The 19,769-nt window shown below is 66.9% G+C and carries 18 protein-coding genes; 8 read left to right on the forward strand and 10 right to left on the reverse strand.

Features of this window, described 5'->3' with window-relative positions; all coding sequences use genetic code 11:
- Positions 1-962: 962 nt before the first annotated feature.
- The 8 genes from paaE to ACFYPC_RS26765 all read right to left on the reverse strand — a co-directional run bounded on the left by paaE (position 963) and on the right by ACFYPC_RS26765 (position 7,760).
- The gene (gene paaE / locus ACFYPC_RS26730; protein WP_388681252.1) at positions 963-2,063 is read right to left on the reverse strand and encodes a 1,2-phenylacetyl-CoA epoxidase subunit PaaE; all 1,101 of its coding nucleotides are present in this window, start codon (positions 2,061-2,063) and stop codon (positions 963-965) included.
- Between the two features lie 11 nt (positions 2,064-2,074).
- Positions 2,075-2,590, reverse strand: coding sequence for a 1,2-phenylacetyl-CoA epoxidase subunit PaaD (paaD, locus tag ACFYPC_RS26735; RefSeq protein ID WP_388680973.1), 516 nt, complete (start codon positions 2,588-2,590; stop codon positions 2,075-2,077).
- Positions 2,584-3,414: a 1,2-phenylacetyl-CoA epoxidase subunit PaaC gene (paaC, locus tag ACFYPC_RS26740; protein WP_388680976.1), complete on the reverse strand. Its 831-nt coding sequence runs from the start codon at positions 3,412-3,414 to the stop codon at positions 2,584-2,586. The genes paaD and paaC overlap by 7 nt, the downstream gene beginning before the upstream one ends.
- A 9-nt stretch (positions 3,415-3,423) precedes the next feature.
- Complete coding sequence (paaB, locus tag ACFYPC_RS26745) at positions 3,424-3,726, reverse strand: 1,2-phenylacetyl-CoA epoxidase subunit PaaB (protein WP_388680978.1); 303 nt, start codon at positions 3,724-3,726, stop codon at positions 3,424-3,426.
- Positions 3,723-4,709 (reverse strand): 1,2-phenylacetyl-CoA epoxidase subunit PaaA, encoded by a 987-nt coding sequence (gene paaA, locus ACFYPC_RS26750; RefSeq protein WP_388680980.1) that lies wholly within the window; start codon positions 4,707-4,709, stop codon positions 3,723-3,725. The genes paaB and paaA overlap by 4 nt, the downstream gene beginning before the upstream one ends.
- Before the next feature lie 221 nt (positions 4,710-4,930).
- The gene (locus ACFYPC_RS26755; RefSeq protein ID WP_388680982.1) at positions 4,931-5,782 is read right to left on the reverse strand and encodes a 3-hydroxyacyl-CoA dehydrogenase family protein; all 852 of its coding nucleotides are present in this window, start codon (positions 5,780-5,782) and stop codon (positions 4,931-4,933) included.
- Positions 5,779-6,540, reverse strand: a complete 762-nt coding sequence (locus ACFYPC_RS26760) for an enoyl-CoA hydratase/isomerase family protein (RefSeq protein WP_388680985.1) — start codon at positions 6,538-6,540, stop codon at positions 5,779-5,781. The genes ACFYPC_RS26755 and ACFYPC_RS26760 overlap by 4 nt, the downstream gene beginning before the upstream one ends.
- Complete coding sequence (locus tag ACFYPC_RS26765) at positions 6,537-7,760, reverse strand: thiolase family protein (RefSeq protein WP_388680987.1); 1,224 nt, start codon at positions 7,758-7,760, stop codon at positions 6,537-6,539. The genes ACFYPC_RS26760 and ACFYPC_RS26765 overlap by 4 nt, the downstream gene beginning before the upstream one ends.
- A 648-nt stretch (positions 7,761-8,408) precedes the next feature.
- Here ACFYPC_RS26765 and paaI point away from each other — a divergent pair.
- On the forward strand, positions 8,409-8,843 hold the full coding sequence (paaI, locus tag ACFYPC_RS26770) for a hydroxyphenylacetyl-CoA thioesterase PaaI (protein ID WP_388680989.1): 435 nt from the start codon (positions 8,409-8,411) through the stop codon (positions 8,841-8,843).
- A complete protein-coding gene (gene paaK, locus ACFYPC_RS26775) occupies positions 8,840-10,186 on the forward strand; it encodes a phenylacetate--CoA ligase PaaK (protein ID WP_388680992.1) in 1,347 nt (448 codons plus the stop codon). The genes paaI and paaK overlap by 4 nt, the downstream gene beginning before the upstream one ends.
- A 211-nt stretch (positions 10,187-10,397) precedes the next feature.
- On the opposite strand, the gene ACFYPC_RS26780 is transcribed toward paaK, so the two are convergent.
- A complete protein-coding gene (locus ACFYPC_RS26780) occupies positions 10,398-11,042 on the reverse strand; it encodes a dihydrofolate reductase family protein (protein WP_388680995.1) in 645 nt (214 codons plus the stop codon).
- 373 nt (positions 11,043-11,415) lie between these two features.
- On the opposite strand from ACFYPC_RS26780, the gene ACFYPC_RS26785 reads away from it, so the two are divergent.
- From ACFYPC_RS26785 to ACFYPC_RS26810, 6 genes are all read left to right on the forward strand, one after another.
- Positions 11,416-12,630: a Cmx/CmrA family chloramphenicol efflux MFS transporter gene (locus ACFYPC_RS26785; protein ID WP_388680998.1), complete on the forward strand. Its 1,215-nt coding sequence runs from the start codon at positions 11,416-11,418 to the stop codon at positions 12,628-12,630.
- A gap of 62 nt (positions 12,631-12,692) precedes the next feature.
- Positions 12,693-13,379 carry a TetR/AcrR family transcriptional regulator gene (locus ACFYPC_RS26790; protein WP_388681001.1) on the forward strand — a complete coding sequence of 229 codons (687 nt, stop codon included), beginning with the start codon at positions 12,693-12,695 and terminating at the stop codon, positions 13,377-13,379.
- A 630-nt stretch (positions 13,380-14,009) separates the two neighbouring features.
- Positions 14,010-14,966 carry a prolyl oligopeptidase family serine peptidase gene (locus ACFYPC_RS26795; protein ID WP_388681005.1) on the forward strand — a complete coding sequence of 319 codons (957 nt, stop codon included), beginning with the start codon at positions 14,010-14,012 and terminating at the stop codon, positions 14,964-14,966.
- Positions 14,967-15,202: 236 nt separating this feature from the next.
- A complete protein-coding gene (locus tag ACFYPC_RS26800; protein ID WP_388681007.1) occupies positions 15,203-15,784 on the forward strand; it encodes a YdeI family protein in 582 nt (193 codons plus the stop codon).
- Between the two features lie 108 nt (positions 15,785-15,892).
- Entirely contained in the window at positions 15,893-16,843 is a 951-nt protein-coding gene (locus tag ACFYPC_RS26805) for an alpha/beta fold hydrolase (protein WP_388681009.1), read from the forward strand.
- 477 nt (positions 16,844-17,320) lie between these two features.
- Positions 17,321-17,896 (forward strand): TetR/AcrR family transcriptional regulator, encoded by a 576-nt coding sequence (locus ACFYPC_RS26810; RefSeq protein ID WP_388681011.1) that lies wholly within the window; start codon positions 17,321-17,323, stop codon positions 17,894-17,896.
- A gap of 160 nt (positions 17,897-18,056) precedes the next feature.
- Here ACFYPC_RS26810 and ACFYPC_RS26815 read toward each other — a convergent pair whose 3' ends face one another.
- Complete coding sequence (locus tag ACFYPC_RS26815) at positions 18,057-19,607, reverse strand: hypothetical protein (protein WP_388681013.1); 1,551 nt, start codon at positions 19,605-19,607, stop codon at positions 18,057-18,059.
- Positions 19,608-19,769: the final 162 nt, after the last annotated feature.

Genomic DNA, 19,769 nt, shown 5'->3' on the forward strand with positions numbered 1-19,769 from the left:
GTGCCGCCGTAGTTGTTCATCGGGGCTTGGGGAGGGAGATATCAGAGCGAAGTGGGGGATGAAGTCGCCCGATTGCCGAACTGCTCGAGGCCGGTCTGGTCACTACCTCGATCAACGGCTGGATGTGCTCTGCCGGCTTGCGCCTGAGCCCAGTTTTCCGACACTCCTCGTGTCGCGGGACCGAGCCGGCCGACTCAAGCAGGGCGCTGCGCAACTGATTTCCGTCGATTTCACTGGGTGAGTGATACCGACGGCGCCAGCAGCAGTCGACGGAAGACCGAGGCAGGGTGGCGCCCGGACCGCTCCCGCCAGCTGGAGATGGAGACTCTGCAGCTGAGTGGACTAGGCCTTTCATCATGTCGGCAGAGACTTCCAGGGCTGCGGCCGATCATTGCCCCAGACCTACCGACCGAACGATTGGTCGTCTCGTGACTGGTAAGTAAAGGCAGCCGTGCAACCGGTGTCAAGGGAATGGAACGGATAGAAGTTTGCCCGCCCAGGAGCATCACTGGGGCAATCGTTTACTACCGCCCCTCAACTCCCTGGCTGTCGCGGGGATGGCCTTCGCCTCCTCGGCCCACACAGGGCCGGACACCGCTGCCAGAGGCCCGCGCGGCCACGTCTGCACCCGAACAGGCAAGAAAAGTGACACTCCGTCGACGACGGACGGAGGGGCGACGGAAGGGCAATCGGGCAGGCTCACCACCCTTGCGGCGTTTGCTGGTTTGCACAGAAGCAGTGTTCCGAACTGCGCGCGTGACCTTGCACGGACGGCTGCTCACGAAGAGACGGCCATCGCTCAGCAGTGACCACAGAACGCCCGGGTGGCTGCGTACGAACGCGAAAGCGCCCTGGATTTCCCGCTTTCCCCTGCCTTCTTCTCGGCCCTTCAGCGCCCCTGATGCGCCCTCAGAACGGGCAGCGCCTGGCGGCCGCCCGAGCCAGTTGGTCCACCGGGGCGGTCAGCTGTCGTAGTCGACAGACAGCGTTTCGGAGAGCGGGTACGTCTGGCACGTCAGCACGTATCCGGCATCGACCTCAGCGGTTTCGAGGGCGTAGTTGCGGCGCATGTCCGCCTCGCCCTGCGTGACTCGAGCGCGGCAGGTGCCGCAGACCCCTCCCTTGCAGGCAAAGGGAAGGTCTGGACGGATGCGCGCAGCCGAGTCGAGGATCGTACGCCCGCGGGACAGCCCTGCCGTGGTGGAACGGCCGTCGAGGGTGATGGTGACCTCGCTGACGGGTCCGTCGACCGTCGGCTCTTCGCGGCGGATCGCCTGGGCCGGCTCGTCGGCGAAGAACAGCTCCTGGTGCACGCGTTCGTTGGACACGTTGAGATTCGCCAGTACCTGCTGGGCGTCCCGAACCATGCCGTGGGGGCCGCACAACCACCAGTGGTCTGCGCTTGCGACGTCGATCAGTCCGTCGATGAGGGCGTCGAGGCGCCGGCCGTCCAGGCGGCCGGAGAGCAGGTCTGCCTCACGGGGTTCCCGGGAGAGGACGTGTGCGAGCTGGAACCGGGTGCGGTATGTGTCCTTCAGGTCGGCCAGCTCGTCGGCGAACATGACTGAGTCGGTGCGCCGGTTTCCGTAGAAGAGCGTCACTTTGGACAGGTCGTTGGACGCAAGTACCGACTCGGCGATGGACATCATGGGGGTGACCCCGGATCCCGCCGCGATGAGTACGTGGTGACCGGGCCCTGTGAGGTCGGGTGTGAAGGAACCTGTGGGAGCCATGACTTCGATGGTGTCGCCGGGCTTCACCTCGTGGACCAACCAGGAGGAGAACAGTCCTCCCGGGACCTCCCGGACTCCGATGCGAGGGGGTGTACCGGCCGGCGAGCAGATCGAGTACGAGCGGCGTTCGTCCCGTCCGTCGATCTCACGACGCAGAGTGAGTGACTGGCCCGGTGCGAAGAGGAACTCCGGTGCCAAGGCCTCGGGGATCTCAAAGCTGACAGCGACCGCGTCTTCGCACAGGCGTTGTACGCCGGCCACACGCAGGGTGTGGAACATCGGGCGGCGCCTGCGTGCCCTTGTCGCGGGGGCACCGGAAGTCGGTGCCATCAGCTCTGCCATCAGATCTCCTTGACGTACTCGAACGGCTCATGGCAAGTGAGGCAACGCCACAGTGCCTTGCAGGAGGTTGACCCGAAACGCGATGTCTCCTGAGTTTCCACCGACCCGCACCGCGGGCACGGCACGATGTGGCGGATCGGTGAGAGGCTCAGCGGTACCGGGCCGGCGGGGCGTTGCGGTGTCCTCAGGGGTGGGGCGATGTCGTACTCGGTGAGTTTGCGGCGCCCTGCTGGGGTGATCCAGTCGCTGGTCCACGGCGGGTTCAGTACGGTGCGGATCTCCACCCGTTCGAAGCCGGCCTTCCTCAGGCGGGCGGACACGTCCGCCCGCATCTCCGCCATGGCCGGGCATCCTGAGTACGTCGGGGTCAGGCTCGCGACCACCGTGCCGTCTCCGGTGATGGTGACGTCGCGCAGGACCCCCAGGTCAGCCAGGGTGAGCATGGGCAGTTCGGGGTCGGGCACCTGCTCGGCAACACGCCGGGCGCGCCGGACGTCGGACAGGGCGGTCACCATGTCGCGTCCGGATGCGCACGGGCCACACTCTGCAGTTCGGCAAGGAGTGGCGCGAGGTGTTCGGTGTGGTCACCGTGCCGGCCCCCTCCGGGCAGGGGCGGAGTTTGCGGCATGGCGAGGCCGGCGGCGTCGAGCACCTGCTGAAGATCCGCCAGGACTTCGCTTCGCCCGTCGTGGGCCGAGAACAGTTCCTGCAAGTAGGGGGCAACGTCTGCGAGTGCGTTGTTGATGCGGCGGTGGGATTCTTCCGTTCCGTCTCCCAGGCGCACCATCCACTCGGCTGCGTACTGTCGGTGGTAGGCCAGTTCCTTCAGGGCCTTGTCGGCGATCGCCGACAGTACGGGATCCGGCGACGAGACGAGCCGGGCGAAGTGAGCGAGACGCCAGCTGGAGAACGCGAACAGCCGCACGATGGAGAACGCGAAGTCGCCGTTGGGGAGTTCGACCAGGCGGACGTTGCGGAAGTCCTCCGCATCCCTGAAGTAGGCATAGGCGTCCTCGGTGCGGCCGGTGCCGTCGGCCTGGCCGCAGCGGGCGTACAGCAGTCGCGCCTGGCCCAGCAGGTCGAGTCCGACGTTGGCGAGCGCCACCTCCTCCTCCAACTCCGGTGCCAGGGTGACCCATTCGGCGAGCCGTTGCGCCAGGATCAGGGTGTCGTCGCCGAGGGCACTGCAGGAGGCAGCCAGTTCGACGGCATCGATGCCGTCGGGCACAGAGGTGTCCACGCCGTGCAGCGGGTCTTCGAACCCGGTACCGAACGCCCAGCGGGCATCGCTGTCGTCGTGGCCCTCGGCCAGAGTCATGTAGACGTGATCGTCACTCATCCCCGGCTCCTAGATGTGCGGGACATCGTCAGGGATGTCGTAGAAGGTCGGATGGCGGTACACCTTGTCCGCGCTGGGCGCGAAGAAGGGGTCCTTCTCATCGCGCGAGGAGGCGGCGATGTGCTCCGAGCGCACGACCCAGATACTGACCCCCTCATTGCGCCGGGTGTAGAGGTCGCGGGCGTGGGTGAGAGCCATCCGGTCGTCCGCCGCGTGCAGCGAGCCCACATGCACATGGTTCAGTCCGCGCTTGCCCCGGACGAACACCTCGTACAACGGCCAGTCCCGCTTCTCGGTCTCCGCTTCGCTCATGCCGCTGCCTCCTCACGTGCTCGGGCGGCCTGCTTACTCGCATGGGCGGTGGCCGCCTCCCGTACCCAGGCGCCTTCATCGTGTGCGATCCGGCGCCGCTCGACTCGCTCCGTGTTGCACGGGCCGTCACCGGCGATCACCCGCTTGAGTTCGGAGAAGTCGGGGGTGCCGAAGTCGTGGTGGCCCCGTTCGTCGTTCCAGCGCAGTTCGGGGTCGGGCAGGGTGACACCGAGCTTCTCCGCCTGCGGCACCGTCATGTCGACGAAGCGCCGGCGCAGTTCGTCGTTGCTGTGCCGCTTGATCTTCCAGGCCATGGACTGGGCGGAGTTGGGCGAATCGTCGTCCGGGGGGCCGAACATCATCAGCGAGGGCCACCACCACCGGTCGACGGCGTCCTGCACCATCTCACGCTGGGCGTCCGTGCCACGCATCATCGTCATCAGCAGCTCGAAGCCCTGGCGCTGATGGAACGACTCCTCCTTGCAGATCCGCACCATGGCTCGCGCATAGGGACCGTACGAGCTGCGGCACAACGGGACCTGGTTGCAGATCGCCGCACCGTCCACGAACCAGCCGATGACGCCCACGTCCGCGAAAGTGGGCGTCGGGTAGTTGAAGATCGACGAGTACTTCTGGCGGCCCTCGATCAGTCGCTGGGTCAGGTCGGCCCGGTCCGCTCCCAGGGTCTCGGCAGCGGAGTAGAGGTACAGCCCGTGGCCTGCTTCGTCCTGGACCTTTGCGAACAGGATGGCCTTGCGGCGCAGCGACGGCGCCTTGGTGATCCACTCGCCTTCCGGCTGCATGCCGATGATTTCCGAGTGCGCGTGCTGGGCGATCTGCCGGACAAGCGACTTTCGGTACCCCTCGGGCATCCAGTCGCGCGGCTCGATCCGCTGGTCCCGCGCGATCGTCGACTCGAAGTGGGACCGCAGGTCCGGCTCGGTGTCACTACCGGGGGACGCGACGGAATGTGTTGTAGCCATGTGCACCACCTTACCTACCGACCATTCGTTCGGTCCATCATACGGTGACCCCTCCCCGGCCTGGCAAGCACCGGTGGGGACTGCACCCGGAAAAGGACGGCCGCTGTCCGGCCGGGAAGTCCGGCCGGGATGGACGTACCGCGGCACGGTGATCCTCTGTGCCGTCCAGTCGCTCCCGCCGCGCTACGGCCTCACGTTCGAGTACGCCTCCGCCCTGACGGTCACCATGTGTAGAACCCCTGTCCGGCCTTCTGCCCGAGTTCGCCACGGGCCACCTTCTCCCTCAGCAACTGCGGCGGCGCGAAGCGATCGCCGAGTGTGGCATGCAGGTGTTCGGCGATGGCGAGCCGCACGTCGAGCCCGACCAGGTCCGTCAGCCGCAGCGGTCCCATGGGGTGCCTGTAGCCGAGCCGCATCGCGTCGTCGATGGCCTCAGGGGCGGCGACACCCTCCTCGACCATACGGATGGCCTCCAGGCCCAGGGCCAGGCCGAGACGGCTGCTGGCGAAGCCAGGGGAATCCTTGACGACGACGTCCTGCTTGCCCAGCGCCTTGGTCCATTCCAGAGCGGCTCGGACCGTGCGAGGAGCGGTGTCGGGTGCGATCACGATCTCGACCAGTGCGGAGGCCGGCACCGGATTGAAGAAGTGCATGCCGAGGAAGCGTTCGGGGCGGCGGAGGACGGAGGCAAGGTCGGTGACCGACAGCGAGCTCGTGTTGGTGGCCAGGACAGTCGCGTCGCTCACCGCTTCTTCGGCCGCCTTGAGCAGGCGGGCCTTGAGCGCGACGTCCTCGGGAACGGCTTCCACGACCAGTTCGGTGTCCGGGGGCAGGGCCTCCACCGTCGATACGAAGGTCACTCGCCGGGTCACAACCGCTGCCGACTCGGCGAGGTGGCCCCGCTCTTCCGCCCGCGTGAGGCCGGCTCCGATCCGCTCCACCGCCGCGGCGGCAGCCTCCGTGCCGCTCTCCACGACCGTCACCACCGAACCGGCGGCAGCGAAGGACTGCGCGATCCCCGATCCCATGCGTCCGCCCCCGATGACTCCGACGGCCCTGGGCGCTGACGTCATGTCCGGCTCCTTCTGTCGAGAAAACGTGTCATGCGGTCCTTCTTGTCATCGCTCTCGAACAGCACGGCCTGTGCCAGGTCGTCGGCCACGGGGTGGGATCCGGGCGAGTCCACGACGAGCTTCGTGAGGCGCAGGGCCGTGGCTGATGAGCGCGCCATTCGATCGAGCAGCGCGTGGGCTGCCTCCAGCAGTTCTTCGGCCGGGACGACATCGATGACCAGGCCGACAGCGAGAGCTGCCCGGGCGTCGAGGTTGCGGTCGGCGAGCAGGACCTGCTTGGCGACGGACTCACCGACCAGTTCGGGCAGGCGCCAGCAGGCACCGGCCGCCGCGAGAATGCCAAGGCCCGGCTCGGGATTGCCGAACACAGCATCGGGGCCGGCAAGGCGCAGGTCGCAGGCATAGGCCAGTTCGGCCCCACCTCCCAGTGCCCAGCCGTCGACCGCGGCGAGCGTGGGCATGGGCAGCCTCCGGACTCGCTCGAACAGTCGGCTGTTGATGCCCTGCAGAGCTTCGTCCCTGCCTCGCTCGATGAGTTCGGCGATGTCGGCCCCGCCTGCGAAGACACCGCCGTGTCCGGTCAGGAGAAGCAGTTTGGGGGCACGTTCCAGTTGCTCGCACACCTGGTGCAGCTCGGTGATCATGCGGCCACTGATGGCGTTGCGGGCCTCTGGGCGGTGCAGGGTGACGACGACCCGGTCTGTGCCCTCCTCCACCCGCAAGGTGTCGTACGACGAGGGGTGACCGTCGGCGGTCATACCCGCTCCACCAGGAGCGCGACGCCCTGGCCCACGCCTACGCACAGGGTGGCCAGACCGCGGCGGCCGTCCTCTCGCTCCAGCCGACCGAGCAGGGTGAGGAGGATGCGGGCGCCGGAGCAGCCGAGTGGGTGGCCCAGGGCGATGGCCCCGCCGTCGGCGTTGACCTTCTCCTCGTCCATCTTCAACCGTCGCATCACGGCGAGTGACTGAGCGGCGAAGGCCTCGTTCAGCTCGATCGCGTCGAGGTCCCCGATTCCCCAGCCCGCGCGGCCGAGTGCCTTCTCGGTGGCCGGGACGGGCCCCAGTCCCATGAGGTTGGGCTGCACACCGGCCGAGGCCGAGCCGATGATCCGCGCCCGCGGTGTGAGTCCGTAGCGGTCGACGGCTGCCGCTCCGGCGAGCACCAGTGCGGCAGCGCCGTCCGACAACGGAGAGGACGAGCCTGCCGTGACGATGCCGTCCTTGCGGAAAATGGTGCGCAAGGACCCCAGTTTCTCCAGGGTGGTTGTCGCCCGTGGGCCCTCGTCCCTGGTCACCGTGGTGTCCTTGACCAGGACCGGCACGATCTCCCGGTCGAAGCGGCCTGCCTCCTGCGCCGCAAGAGCTCGGTGGTGACTGCGCAGGGCGAAGGCGTCCGACTCGGCACGGGTGATGCCGTCCAGAGCCGCTACCTCTTCAGCGGTCTCCCCCATGGACAGGGTGATCTTCGGTGTCTGCGGTCCGGCGTCGCCGGCGACAGCCAGGTCCGCGGCGGCGAATCGCGGGTTGGTGAATCGCCAGCCCAGAGCGGTGTCGTGCACCTGTCCCGGCTTGGCCCATGGGGTGCCGGGCTTCTCCATCACCCAAGGCGCGCGGGTCATGGACTCCACTCCCCCGGCGACCACCAGATCGGCCTCTCCGGCGCGGATCGTGTGAGCGGCCGAGGCCACCGCCGTCAGGCCCGAAGCGCACAGGCGGTTGACGGTGTAGCCGGGCACGGTATGGGGCAGGCCCGCGAGCAGCGCAGCCATGCGTGCTACGTCCCTGTTGTCCTCACCGGCCTGATTGGCGGCTCCCAGAACGACTTCGTCCACGGCCTCACGCGGAATGGCAGAGCGGCGGACTGCCTCGCCGACGACCAGAGCCGCGAGGTCATCGGGGCGCACGGAGGCCAGGGCGCCGCCGTAGCGCCCCAGGGCGGTCCGCGCTCCGTCGATCAGGTAGATCTCATCCGACATCAGGCGGACTCCTCAGCAGGGGCAGGTGCAGGACGGCGCGACTGCAGGGTCGCGAAACGGCCTGCGCCGAAGGCGGGATCGGACAAGGTGGCGTCGGCTGCCGGGTTGGCGGCGCAGCCGACGGAAGTCACTGAAGGCAGGGGCAGCCGACAGGTTGACGAAAACCCCACCGGTGACGTCTCCCGAGAGGTGCCCGCCGGCCCTGGTGTCGGGTGTGGCGTCGCACCAGGACGCGGCAGCGGCTTTCGCGGCGGCCACGGCGGCTTGAGGCGCCAGGCGGGGGTAGCTGACGCCGAGCGGGACTGCGTACGGCGAGGTCTCGGAGGATGCGGCCCACGCCTGGCCGGGGTGGCCGGGCCTGTCGAACGGGGTACCGAACCGGCGGTGGAAAACAGCCTCACCGTGCTTCGCAGCGCCTTCCCCGTCGCCGGACTTGCCCGGTGACTCGGGGTACGGAGACCAGTGATCCCGACATGCGACCGTGGCGGCCGCCTGGTCGGGCAGTGCGCTGTGACGTGCGAAGCAGTCAAGATCCTTCGGGTTCTGCTGGAGCATACGGCCCCCCTCTTGACAGGCAGGAGTCTGGCTGGATTACTTGGACTTGCCGCACGCTAACCGAATGTTCGGTCGGTCCACAAGGTGGTGGAAATGACGACCCAGGTGAACAGCACGACGCCTGATCCCGTCACAAGGATGTTCGCCGATGACGAGGCATCACGAGGGCTCGGCATCGAGCTGCTGCAGCACGGCGACGGGGCTGCCGTGCTTCGGATGACCGTGACCTCCGCCATGGTCAACGGACACGGGATTGCCCATGGCGGCTTCCTGTTCCTCCTCGCCGACTCGGCCTTCGCCTGCGCCTGCAACGGCCACGGTCCCGTGACCGTCGCCGCGGCTGCCGACATCGACTTCATCGCGCCCGCGTACGAGGGTGATGTCCTCGTGGCCACGGCACATGAACGCACTCGGTTCGGCCGCAGCGGCATCTACGACGTGAGTGTCCTGCGCGGCGACGACGTGATCGCGGAGTTCCGCGGACGGAGTCGCACTCTCCGCAGCACGCAACATGAGGAGCCGCAATGAGCAGCGAAGTCATCGTGCCCGAGCACTCGAAAGCGCACCGAGGAGACCCGCCCCCCAAAGCATTGCTGGATGGCGTCGAACGGCTGTCGCGCGAGGAGATCAGGCCTCTCCAGCTCACCAGACTGCGCACGACGCTGCAGCACGCCTACGACAACGTGGAGCTGTACCGGCACAAGTTCGACGAGGCCGGGGTCAAACCCGACGACTGCCGCAGCCTTGAGGACCTGTCCCGGTTCCCCTTCACCACCAAGGCCGACCTGCGTGACACGTACCCCTTCGGCATGTTCGCCGTCCCGATGTCGGACGTACGTCGCGTACACGCTTCCAGCGGCACCACCGGCCGCCCCACAGTGGTCGGTTACACCGACAACGACCTCGCCATGTGGGCCGATGTCGTCGCCCGGTCCATCCGGGCCGCCGGCGGCCGCCCGGGTCACAAAGTCCACATCTCCTACGGCTACGGCCTGTTCACCGGAGGCCTCGGTGCCCACTACGGCGCCGAACGCGCCGGATGCACCGTGATCCCCGCCTCCGGAGGCATGACCGCACGCCAAGTGCAGATCATTCAGGACTTCAAGCCCGAGATCATCATGGTCACACCCTCGTACATGCTCACCCTCCTCGACGAGTTCGAGCGCCAAGGCATCGACCCTCGCTCCACATCCCTCAGGGTCGGCATCTTCGGCGCCGAACCCTGGACGGAGCAGATGCGCCGCGAGATCGAAGAGCGCCTGAACATCCACGCCGTCGACATCTACGGGCTGTCCGAGGTGATCGGTCCCGGGGTCGCCCAGGAATGTGTGGAGACCAAGGACGGATTGCATGTCTGGGAGGACCACTTCTACCCGGAGGTCGTCGATCCGCTCACCGATGAGGTCCTGGCGGAGGGTGACAGCGGTGAACTGGTCTTCACCTCGCTCACCAAGGAAGCCCTGCCGATCATCCGCTACCGCACACGGGACCTGACTCGGCTGTTGCCGGGGACCGCCCGGCCCGGATTCCGCCGTATCGAGAAGATCACCGGACGCTGCGACGACATGATCATCCTTCGCGGTGTCAATGTCTTCCCCAGCCAGGTGGAAGAGATCGTGCTGCGCACAGCTGGTGTGGCCCCTCACTTCCAGATCGAACTCAGCCGGCGGGGACGGATGGATCACATGACGGTCCGCGTCGAAGCGCGGCCCGGCAGCAGCTCCGCTCAGCATGCGGCCGCCACGAAAGCAATCGCTCAGGGAATCAAGGACGGCGTCGGCATCTCCGTCGAGGTTGCCGTCGTGGACCCCGAAACTTTGGAGCGATCGCAGGGCAAGCTTCGACGCGTGAGGGACACGCGTCGGCCCTGACCCACCGGAGGATCCATACGTCCTCCCCCGGAGGGTCCCGCAATTACTCACGTCCGCAGGAGCTTAGGGCCGGCTCGTGTCCTTCGCGGGAGCAGAAAGTCGGTGCACTCCCACGAAGGCACATCACGCTGCCGTCGGCGACGGCTCGCAGGTGTCCCGCTCGTGCTGTGACGGCGTAGGGCCGCCGGGTTGGTCGATTTCGTGCCCCGTGTCACCTCCGCCAGAACAGGTGGTGCGCCACGCCGCTCGTGCTGGGCACGACCTCGAGGTGGAACCGGTCGAGCAGGTCATCGGGGGAATCCCAGAGGCGAAGGCCAGATCCGAGCTTCACCGGCGCGACCGCCACGTGCAGGGTGTCGACGAGGTCGGCGGCAAGGAACTGCCGGATGGTGGTGACCCCGCCGCCGAGTCGGACGTCCTTGCCCTGTGCCGCCTCCCGCGCCCGTTCGAGGACGGTGATCGGGTCGCCGTCGACAAAGTGGAACGTGGTGTCCGAGAGCGTGATCGAAGGGCGCTCGTGGTGGGTCATGACGAACACCGGGGTATGGAACGGGGGCTCGTCGCCCCACCATCCGCGCCAGTCATGGTCGTGCCAGGGCCCGCGCTGGGGGCCGAACTTGTTACGACCCATGATCTCGGCGCCGATGTTGTGTGCGAAGTCCCGCGTGAAGTAGTCGTCGAGGCCGCGACTGCCTCCGGGATCGGTGCGCCTGGGCCAACTTGCCGTGGCACCGGCCCAGGCGAACAGCCTCTCGGCATCGGCGAGGCCGAACGGGCTCTCGAGGCTCTGGTGCTCACCGGCACCGATCCCGTCACTTGAGACGTTGAAGTTCATGACCTTCAGCAGCTGATCCACGTGTTCCCCTCGTCAGGTCCTGTCGCATCCTGATGGGGCGAAGTGCCCCACACCAGGACGTCGAACGGGACGTGGGCGGATCGACAGCCGCCTGATCTTTTTCTCGCTGCGGATTCGGGCCGTGTTCTGGGAACGCGGTGAACCTCGTGAAACCGAGGTGCCTCGACTCGCATCGGTCGGGTAGCGTGCGGGCCATGTCGAGTCCTGAGTCAGACACGGTGGGGGCTTTCGGTCACGCCGTCAGCCCCCTGAACCACTGAGCTCATAGCCCTGCCGTCGCGCCGCATCCTGTGGCGGGACGACAGTTTCCCCGGGGGCCGACCGCGGTGACGAGATGACCTTCTCGTACTTCTCCTCACCTCGGAGCCACTCGATGCCTCTCCCGTTGTATCTGCTTGCCATGGCCGTCTTCGCCATGGGCACCTCGGAGTTCATGCTCGCCGGCCTCTTGCCGGACATCGCATCAGATCTCGATGTCACCGTCGGGACAGCAGGCGTTCTGACCGCGGCCTTCGCCAGCGGCATGGTCGTTGGCGCCCCGCTTGTCGCAGCGCTGGCCCGCAACTGGTCCAGGCGCGTCAGTCTGCTCGGGTTCATCGTCACCTTCGCGGCGGCTCACGCCGTGGGCGCCCTCACAACAAGCTTCCCGGTCCTGTTCGCCACCCGGGTCGTCGCCGCCCTCGCGAACGCAGGGTTCCTTGCCGTCGCTCTGACGACCGCCGCCACGCTTGTCTCGCCCGACAAGAAGGGGCGTGCGCTGGGCGTGCTGCTGTCGGGCACGACGGTAGCCACGGTCGCCGGTGTCCCAGGTGGGTCGGTACTCGGTGCGTTGCTCGGCTGGCGGGCCACATTCTGGGCTGTCGCCGCTCTTTGCGTGCCCACGGCTCTCGGCATCCTGAAAGGCATCTCATCGGGGCGCGTGAAGGAAGAGGCGACTGACGGGCCGGCCTTGCGAGGAGAGCTCGCCCAGCTCGCTGAGCGGAGGTTGATCCTGGTGATGGCGCTCGGGGCGCTGGTGAACGCGGCAACCTTCGCCGGCTTCACCTTCCTCGCCCCCGTCGTGACCGACACCGCCGGACTGAGTGAACTGTGGATCTCTGTCGCCCTGGTGCTCTTCGGCGCCGGTTCCTTCGCCGGGGTCACCGTCGCCGGCCGACTGTCCGACCAGTACCCCGGCCCGGTCATCGCAGTCGCCGGTCCGCTGCTGTTGATCGGCTGGCCGGCTCTGGCCGTGCTGGCCGACAAGCCGGTCGCTCTGCTCACCCTCGTGTTCGTGCAGGGCGCCCTGTCGTTCGCGCTGGGCAGCACTCTGATCGCACGGGTCCTCTACGAGGCCGCAGGAGCCCCCACCATGGCCGGCTCGTACGCGACCGCGGCACTCAACGTCGGCGCCACCGTCGGACCCCTCATCGCCGCGACCACCCTCAGCACCCCGGGCGGAAATACCGGGCCTTTCTGGTTGAGCGGACTCCTGGTCGCGGTTGCGCTGCTCATCGCGTTCCCCCTTCGCACAGTTGTCGAGACCGCCGGAGCACCGAGGTGTGACTTCCGCCCGCGTCATGGCGAAGGACCACCGACAGCCCCGTAAGCGGTCTCTCGCAGGCCTCTGCGCAAAAACTGGGGTGTGATCAACGGGGATACCATGTGGAGATGGCTGAGAGTTCCCGGGGAAGCAATCCGACGGATGGTGGCCGTCCCCTGAGGCGAGACGCCGCTCTCAACCGGGAAAGGATCCTGCAGGCCGCACGCGAGGTCTTCGGCCGGCGCGGGTTGGGGGTCACGCTCGACGACGTGGCCCGCCACGCCGGAGTCGGCGTCGGTACGATGTATCGCCGCTTCCCCACCAAGGAAGCCCTCGTAAGTGCCCTGTTCGAGCAGGATCTCGCGATGCGGCAGGAGTCGGCCGAGAAGGCGCTCGCTCATCCTGACCCTTGGCAAGGCCTGGTCGACTTCCTCATGGAGATGACGGCCGACCTCGCCGAGAACCGCGGCCTCCATGAAGTGATCATGCTGGGCAGCCACAGCTCCGAACCCATGGAGACAGCGCGCGGAGGCATGCTCCCCTTCCTCGGAGCCTTGATCCGCCGAGCCCAGGAGAGCGGAGATCTCCGGGCGGAGGTAACTCCCTCCGACATCCCGGTCATCCAGCACATGCTGAGCGCCGCCACCCAGTTCACACAGGGAAAGCGGCCGGACATCTGGCGCCGCTACATCGAGATCCTTCTGAATGGCCTCCGAGAGCGCCCCGACAACCCTCCACTGACAACTCCAAGTCTCAGCAACGAGACGGTGGAGCAGGTCATGGGACTCGTCCGGCCCGCTCAGGCACAAGAGTAGCGAGCCGACGGCAGGGCCTTTCAGCGTCTGCACGCAGGGCCCCACTCCGGAAACCACGCATGGCCCCACTCCGGAAACAAGGAGTAGCCGGGCGGACGGTCATGATGGCCGTGACCAGCCCGGCGGCGGCAGAGGAGCCGTCACTTCTGGGGCGACGGCGCCCAGCTGGAGCCGTGTTGTCGGGAGCAGGGGCCAACCCAAAACCAGGGCCTCGAACTGGGATCGCGCCCCGCCGGGACGGGCTGCCCCGGATTCACCACCAGCGTCGTCGGCGTTCCCGCCGACGTCGGCGAAACGCCGTCGCCGGCACGGCCTGAGCTGTCCCCGGGCGGGCCATCCCCGTACTGCACATCGACCAAGGCGGTGCTATCTTAACTAAACGGAGAGATCATCTCCACTTAAAGGAGGTTCACCATGTTTGCACGCAGCACGCTCAGCGTGATCGCAGGGATCACGCTTCTCGGTCTCGGGGTGACGGCCTGCTCGTCCGGGGGATCGTCCACAATAGCCGCCGGATCCGCGTCCCCCTCCCCCGCGGCAAAGACCGTCGCCTGCCCAGTGACCTCCAGCGAAGCGGGTACCGCTCCCTCCGGGGCATCCAGCGCACCTCCCGCCGGGGCAGCAATTCCCGTGGCGAAAACGGTGAAGCCGGCCGACACCAGCAACAGCACGGTCATCACTCCGGACGGCCCGCAGATCCAGTGCACCGACACCGAGGTGACGACGCACAAGGACATCACGTACTCGTCACCCACGGCCGACGGTAAGAAGCTCGACCTGAAACTGGACCTTCAGGTGCCGGAGACGGCGGGCAAGAAGCCCCTGGTGGTCTACATCACCGGAGGCGGGTTCGTGATGGACGACAAGTCGGCCAACCTCGGCCAACGCACCTACGTGGCAGATCAGGGTTACGCGGTCGCGAGTATCGAGTACCGCACGACGACGACCGGCTCCACCTACAAAGATGGCGTCGCCGACGTGAAGTCCGCCATCCGCTACCTGCGTGCCCACGCCGACGAGTACGGCATCGACACGAACAAGGTGGCCGTCTGGGGCCAGTCGGCCGGCGGGTACCTCGCCGCCATGGCTGGTGCGACCAACGGGACGAAGCAGTTTGATTCGGGGGACAACCTCGACCGGAGCAGCGACGTCCAGGCCGTGGTCGACGAGTTCGGCGCCGGCGACCTGGCGAAGATCGCCGACGACTTCGACTCCGCGACCAAGGCTGCTTACTTGGCTCCTGGCAGCTTCATCAACGCATACGTATTCGGTCCCGATTCCACCAAAACCGTCGTAACGGACCCTGCCGCGAACAAGGCAGCCGACCCAGCCACCTACCTGAGCGAATCCTCCGCTCCGTTCATCCTGCTCCAGGGATCCGACGACCACATCATCTCTTCCAGCCAGTCGTTGATCCTTCTCGACGCTCTCAAGGCCAAGGGAGTGGAGGCCACTCGCTATGTCGTCAAGGGCGCCAACCACGGAGACATGTCATTCCTCGGTGACACCAAGGCGGGCCTGCCTTGGTCCACGCAAAAGGTGATGGGCACCATTACCGGATTCCTGGACAAGAAACTCGGAATTTGATGTCAGAAAGCTTCGCTTTCCGAACGTGATCGTGTGTTTCGAGGTTGGTGGGCGTGAACTCCGCCTGTGGGTGGGAGAGATGGGGCGGTTCATCTGCTCGTCTTGTCCGTGGAGCCCGTAGTGAACCGGTCAGGTCGCCCGAGCGGGTCGCCCGAGCGGGTCGCCCGAGCGGGTCGCCTGAGCGGGTCGCCTGAGTAGGTCACTAACTGTCCTATACAGCCTCTAGTCTGCGGCATATGGAGAAACACGAGGACGGCGTCGAGATCCTTGTCGCCGCGAGCCCGGCCGAGCTGGAGGCGTGGCTCGAAGAGCATCACGGGAAGAAGGCCGCGCTCTGGGTGAAGATCGCCAAGAAGCATACCGGCATCTCGTCGCTCACCTGGGAAGAGATGGTCGACACGGTGCTCTGCTTTGGCTGGATCGACGGTCAGCGGCGCGGCTTCGACGACTCGTACTTTCTGCAGCGCACGACACCCCGCCGCCCCCGGTCCGCCTGGTCGCAGGTGAACGTCGACAAGGCCGAGGTCCTGATCGCGGCAGGCCGGATGCGCCCCCGCGGCCTTGCCGCGGTCGAGGCGGCGCGGGCGGACGGCCGCTGGGAGACGGCATACGCCTCGCAGAAGAACGCCACCGCACCACCGGATCTCATCGAAGCCCTCGAGGCGAACCCTGCAGCGCGGGTGTTCTACGACACGCTCGGCAAGTCCGACCAGTTCGCCCTGTACCTCGGTCTGGTCACCGCCCGTACCGAGAAGACGCGGCTGGCCCGCCTGGAGCGGATGGTGGCGTCCATGGCAAGGTCCGAGCGGCCATCATGATCGACCGCTCGGTCCCCCGCGCAAAGAGTTCGTGATTCAACAGACAGCCCGACCTCTTCGGGAACTTCACCTGAGCCCAATCACGCCGAAAGCCAATAAGGAAACACGATGACCAATTCTAGCGACTTCCCCAAGCCCACCATTGTTCCGGTCAACGGCGTGGAACTCGAAGTCTTCGAAGCAGGACGAGAAAACAAGGGAAAGCCCATCGTGCTCTGCCACGGCTGGCCTGAGCACGCGTACTCCTGGCGTCATCTGATGCCCGTCCTCGCCGAAGCCGGCTACCACGTCATCGCACCGAACCAGCGGGGTTACGGCAACTCATCCCAGCCGGCCGAAGTGGCCGACTACGACATCGAGCACCTGTCGGGCGACCTCGTCGCGCTCCTCGACCACTACGGATACGAAGACGCCACCTTCGTCGGCCATGACTGGGGTGCGTTCGTCGTCTGGGGACTGGCCCTGCTGCGCCCCAACCGTGTGAACAAGGTGATCAACCTGTCCTTGCCTTACCAGGTGCGCGGTGAAACGCCGTGGATCGAGGTCATGGAACAGTTCCTCGGCGGCGACTTCTACTTCGTCCACTTCAATCGACAGCCGGGCGTTGCGGACGCCGTGTTCGATGCGAACACAAGCCAGTTTCTCCGCAACCTCTACCGGAAGAACGTTCCCCCGGTGCCCCCTGAGCCGGGCATGGCGTTTATCAACCTCGCCCTGGCGGAAGCACCGCTCGGTGAGCCTGTCATGAGCGACAGCGACCTGGCCGTCTACATCTCCGGGTTCGAAACGTCGGGATTCACGGGCGGCATCAACTGGTACCGGAACCTCGACCGCAACTGGCACCAGCTGGCGGACGTGGACCCGATCATCCAGCAGCCCGCCCTCATGATCTACGGCGACCGGGACCTTGCGGTCCCGAGGTCCGAAACGCTGGCGGAGTTCGTGCCCAACGTGGAAGTTGTCGGCCTGGACTGCGGGCACTGGATCCAGGAGGAAATGCCTGAGGAAACAAACCAGCTGATTACCAAATGGCTGGAACAGCAGGATGCCACCGTCTGAGAAGGCTTCGCCGCCGCCTCGGGCGCAGCGAGGGCCCGCAGGATCTACTGGTGAGCCCATCTCTCCCGCCCACAGGCAGAGTTCACGCCCACCAACCTCGAACCACACGATCACGTTCGGAAAGCGGAAGCCTTCTCAGTTCCGATGCGGGGATCAGGCTGTGCGGTTCCTCGGCCCCCCTCACCCCGCAGATGAAATCGTGGCGGCCGACGACGACCAGGACCGGCACGGCGACCGAGCTGAGTTCCGCACTGTCGTCGATCGTGTGCGGTCCGAGGTTCTCGTCCAGTGTCGAGATCGCCGCCGGTCTCGCCGTGACACCCCCGGGTCCGGCGAGCGAGGACGAGGTCACCTGGACCTACCTGACAGCGAGCCCCGGCCACGGCAGACCGCTGCCGTACTCCCAGGTCGGGGACGAAGTCGAGGCTCCTTACTATGGCGATCGACATAGCTATAGAGACCACTATAGTTACAGGCATGGCGAGACCGAAGTCGGATTCACGGGAGAAGATCCTCGGCGTGGCGCAACTCCTGCTGTGCCGCCAGGGCTACAAGGGGACAGGACTGGCACAGATCATCGAGGAGTCCGGCGCGCCCCGCGGATCGGTCTACTACCTCTTCCCGGGTGGCAAGGAGGAGATCGCAGTCGAGGCCACCCGGATCGCCACAGCTGACTCGGTGGCGTTCATCGACGCCACCTGCCAGGCCGGCCCCACCGCCCGGCAGTGGATCACCGCGATGTTCGAGAACTGCTCACGCGAACTGCAGGACAGCGGCTTCGCCGAGGGGATGCCGCTCACCACCGTCACCCTCGACTCCGTGCCCGGCTCCCCCGCCCTCAGCGCCGTCTGCCGCGAGGGCTACGAGTCGCTGGTCCAGGCCCTGCAAAAGGGCCTGGAAGGTTACGGAGTCTCCTCCACGGAACAGTCCCGCGGGCTCGCCACACTCCTGCTCAGCGCATGGGAAGGCGCCACGATCCTCGCCCGCGCCCAGCAGTCATTGGACCCCTTCCAGGAGATCCTGCCCCACGTCCTCTCTCTCCTCCCCGAATGAGCGGCTGCCCTCACCGCGAACGCCGGACGCCGGACGCAGAACCGTGAGCCGTGAACCGTGAACCGACAGGAACCAACCCGATGCCCGCGTGCCCCGACCACCCGACTGGAAGCGACCTTCCCGTCCACCCGTCAGCTCCGGTGCCGGACGGTTCGTGGGTTCATGGCTGGGTCAGTTCGGGCAGGTCGAGTTCGGGGAGGTCCAGCTCGGGCAGATCCAGGTCCCACGGGTCGCTCTGGACGACATAGGTGCAGTCCGTGTACGAGTAGCCGGACTCGATCTTGCTGGTGGCGGTGTGGTTGGCATTGTCGACCGTGTCGTCGGCACGCTTGTAGAGGAAGTAGTAGTCGCCTGCGGGCAGCACCAGTCTGGTCTTCGGATAGCTCCTGCTCGCGTCCTGGCAGGCAAGGGTTCTGCCGCTCGACTCACTGGAGTACGTCTCGCAACCCCCGCAGGCCCTCAGCGAGACCTTTCCGGTGACCGGACCGGTGAAGAGGATCTCCACATTGTCCGGAGCGTCATTGCTGATGACGAGTTCCAGTCCGGAGCCATTCGGTTCGGCGGCCGACGGCACGCGCTTGCCCGCCGCAGGAGACTCCTCGGCGATCTCCGCGCCTATGGCGATGTTCTGAGCCTGCACGCGATGTTCGCTGTCCTTGTACCTGTCGGCGAAATCGGTCATGGTCTGGCGGGCCGCGGCGAAGTCGTCGTCCTTGAACTGGTCCACACCGCAGGCGTAGGTCCCCGACTCCACCCCATCACCGGCTTCCGCGGACAGCACGGTCGCGCTCTCGCCGGGCAGCCCCGATGCCGTGTCGCTGACCCGTTGCAGTTCCTCGGTGACAGCGCAGGGAGCCCGATCGCCGCTGGTCAGTTCCCCGTTCAACTGCTTGATCCTGCTCCGGACGGCCGGCTCCACCTTGTCCGCCTGCGCGGAGGCCGGGAACGTACGCAACAGGACCCCGAACTCGCCCCCGTCCGTGGCTGCCCCCTCGGCCCCGAGCCTGCTCACGCCGCACTCGTACAGCGAGGTGGCCAACCGGTCGTCGGGCCAGGCGGTGAGACTGCCCAGCAGATCCTCGTCCACCGCGTCGGGGACGGTCCGCAGATACGTCAGCGGTTCGACGGCGTCGCAGTACTCGTCCTTCGCGTACGGGTCGGCGACGGTGGTGTAGTACTTTCTCAGCCTGTCCGGTACGAGCTTCGCGGCTCTCGATCCCTCATGTTCCTCGGCGAGTTCGCTGTATTGCGCCAGCGCTCTCCGGTAGTGCTCCTTCGATGCGGCGAACGAGCCGGCGGAGCCTTCGGCCACCAGTTCGTCGGCGCCGGCGAGCCGGTCGAGCAGCATCTGCTCCACGGCCTCGTCCCGTGCCGCGTCATAGGCGACCGCACCGCCCGCCGGCACCGCCAGCAGCACCAGGCCCAGGGCAAGGACCACGGGCGGCCGCAGCAGGCCGGACCGGCCTGGCGCACCCGTCGCCGCCGGCGCAGGATCAGCGGGGACACGCAGTCCGCGGCGTGCCCCGTCGCCTGCGGTGAACAGCAGGAAGATGACGTACGCGACCACCACTCCACCGGGTACGCCGTCCGGATCCGCGGGCAACGCGATCAGCAGCAGCACGGCCGTCACGGCCCAGCAGAGAGCCGCGGCCATCCAGCGGCGCAGCAGCACATATCCGAGTCCCAGGCCGCTCAGGTTCAGCAAAGCCACGGCCGGCGCGCGCAGGGGATCGGGCGCAGACAGCGCACCGACCAAAGGCGGACGGTCCGGCGGGGGCGGGAACGGTGAGTAGCCCGGCACCGGGGAAGGGCCCGAGGGCGGGAGCACGGAGTCCTCGGGCGGTGCCGGGGGCGGTGCCGGTACCGGGTCCGG

This window comes from Streptomyces sp. NPDC005808 (genome assembly GCF_042871385.1).
Taxonomy (GTDB): Bacteria; Actinomycetota; Actinomycetes; order Streptomycetales; family Streptomycetaceae; genus Streptomyces.